2 protein-coding genes are annotated in these 1944 nt (G+C 69.8%); one reads left to right on the forward strand and one right to left on the reverse strand.

What is annotated here, in order from left to right:
* Nucleotides 1-35: 35 nt before the first annotated feature.
* The gene (locus tag ACFYT4_RS36175; RefSeq protein ID WP_389279168.1) at nucleotides 36-728 is read right to left on the reverse strand and encodes a TetR/AcrR family transcriptional regulator; all 693 of its coding nucleotides are present in this window, start codon (nucleotides 726-728) and stop codon (nucleotides 36-38) included.
* A 53-nt stretch (nucleotides 729-781) separates the two neighbouring features.
* On the opposite strand from ACFYT4_RS36175, the gene ACFYT4_RS36180 reads away from it, so the two are divergent.
* On the forward strand, nucleotides 782-1903 hold the full coding sequence (locus tag ACFYT4_RS36180) for an FAD-dependent oxidoreductase (protein WP_389279171.1): 1122 nt from the start codon (nucleotides 782-784) through the stop codon (nucleotides 1901-1903).
* Nucleotides 1904-1944 lie beyond the last annotated feature (41 nt).

Below are 1944 nucleotides of genomic sequence, written 5' to 3' on the forward strand. Positions count from 1 at the left end.
CCCTGACCTCGCTGACATTCGGCAGGGGCTGAGCGTCACGTCGGCGGTCGGGTGAGTTTGGCGGCCACGGCGTCGAGGACCCAGTCCAGTCCGATTGCGAAGGATGTCTCGGCGTCCACGTCCGTGCCGTCGTACACGGCCTTGGCCAGCGCCGGGAAGCGGCCGGTGGCCAGTATTCTCGTCACATGCGGGCCGTGGGCGCGCTGCCAGTCGTGCTTGGACAGGCCCGTGGCGTGCTCGGCCCGCAGGTGCGCGATCTCGCGCCTGATCGCGCCAATGAAGTAGGCGCTGACAGTTTCCACGGCGCGCATGACGGTGTCGACATCGGCGAGGCCGTCGAAGGCGGCCAGCTTGGCCTCGGTCACGGCGAGGCCGTTCGGACCCAGGGCCGGGCGGCCGCCGAGCAGGTCGGCCAGCCATTCGTGACGGAGAGCGGCCTGCCTGGTGCGCTGGGCGAGGATGCGCAGCGCCTCCCGCCAGTCACCGGGCTGTTCCTCGGGGAGAATCTCGGCCTGGACCTCGTCCACCATGAGGTCGAACAGCTCCTCCTTGGTGGAGATGTATCTGTACAGCCGCATAGGGCCGGCGTCCAGGCGGGCGGCCACCTTGCGCAAGGACACCGCCCCCAGCCCGCCCTCGTCGGCCAGCGCGATAGCCGCGGCGACGATCCGCTCCCGGTCGAGCGGCACGGGTTGAGTCGGCGGCTCCGGCCGGTCCCACACAGTCATAGTCCCACCGTACCGTTGCGATGCATCGTAATGAGGAAATACAGTGTATCGATATGAGACACCGCATCGCAGTCGTCGGGAGCGGTCCTGCCGGCCTTACCTTCGCCCGCGTCCTGCACCGCCATGGCCACCTCGTCACCGTCCTCGAACGCGATCCCGCCCCCGACGCCCGCCCCCCGGGCGGCACCCTGGACCTGCACGAAGGGCTGGGCCAGCTCGCGCTGGACAAGGCGGGGCTGCTGGCGGAGTTCCAGGCGCTGTCCCGTCCCGAGGGGCAGGCCATGCGCATCCTGGACACGGACGGGACCGTCCTGCGCGACTGGCAACCCCGCCCGGATGACCGGGCCAATCCCGAGATCGACCGTGGGCAACTCCGTGACCTGCTGCTCGGCCCTCTCGACGTCCAGTGGAGCCGGGACGTGACACTGGTGGTGCCGGGGACCCGGGGTGGCGTACTGGTCCATTTAGCGGACGGGCGACAGGAGACGTTCGACCTCGTGATCGGCGCGGACGGCGCCTGGTCCCGGACCCGCCCGGCGGTCTCACCTGTGACGCCGCACTACACCGGCGTGACCTCGGTCGAGACCTTCCTCGACGACGTCGACACCCGTCACCCCGACCTCGCCCGGTTGATCGGCGACGGTTCCGTGGCCGTGTACGGCGTGAACCGAGCTCTCGTTGCCCAGCGCAACAGCGGCGGCCACGTCAAGGTGTACACCCAGTTCCGCGCGCCGCTGGACTGGCACATGAACCTGGACCTGGCCGACGCCGAGGCCGTCCGATCGAGCCTGCTGGCTCTGTTCGACGGCTGGGCCGCTCCCGTCCTCAACCTCCTCCGCCACGGCACAGCTTTCGTCCACCGCCCCCTCTTTGTCCTGCCCGTGTCCCACACCTGGACCCACGTCCCCGGGGTGACGCTACTGGGCGACGCCGCCCATCTGATGCCTCCGTTGGGGGCGGGCGCGAACCTCGCGATGCTGGAAGGCGCCGAACTCGCCGAGTCCATCGCCACCGTCGGCCCCGAAGATCTGGACGACGCCGTCCGCGCCTTCGAGGAACGGATGTGGGCACGGGCCGGCAGGTGGGCGAAGATCACGACGGCCGGTCTGGAACGCCTTGTGAGCCCGGACCCCGCCGAAGCCCTCGCCCTTTTCGACCAAGTCCAGCCATCCTGACTGCCAAGCGCGAGAGCACCAGCACCAACAGCTCGCCACGG

It is taken from the genome of Streptomyces sp. NPDC004609, from assembly GCF_042873655.1.
Lineage (GTDB): Bacteria > Actinomycetota > Actinomycetes > Streptomycetales > Streptomycetaceae > Streptomyces.

Bases quoted from the DNA above. Each gene is read 5' to 3' on its own strand.
- ACFYT4_RS36175 (WP_389279168.1), bottom strand. From the start codon at position 728: ATGACTGTGTGGGACCGGCCGGAGCCGCCGACTCAACCCGTGCCGCTC.
- ACFYT4_RS36180 (WP_389279171.1), top strand. From the start codon at position 782: ATGAGACACCGCATCGCAGTCGTCGGGAGCGGTCCTGCCGGCCTTACC.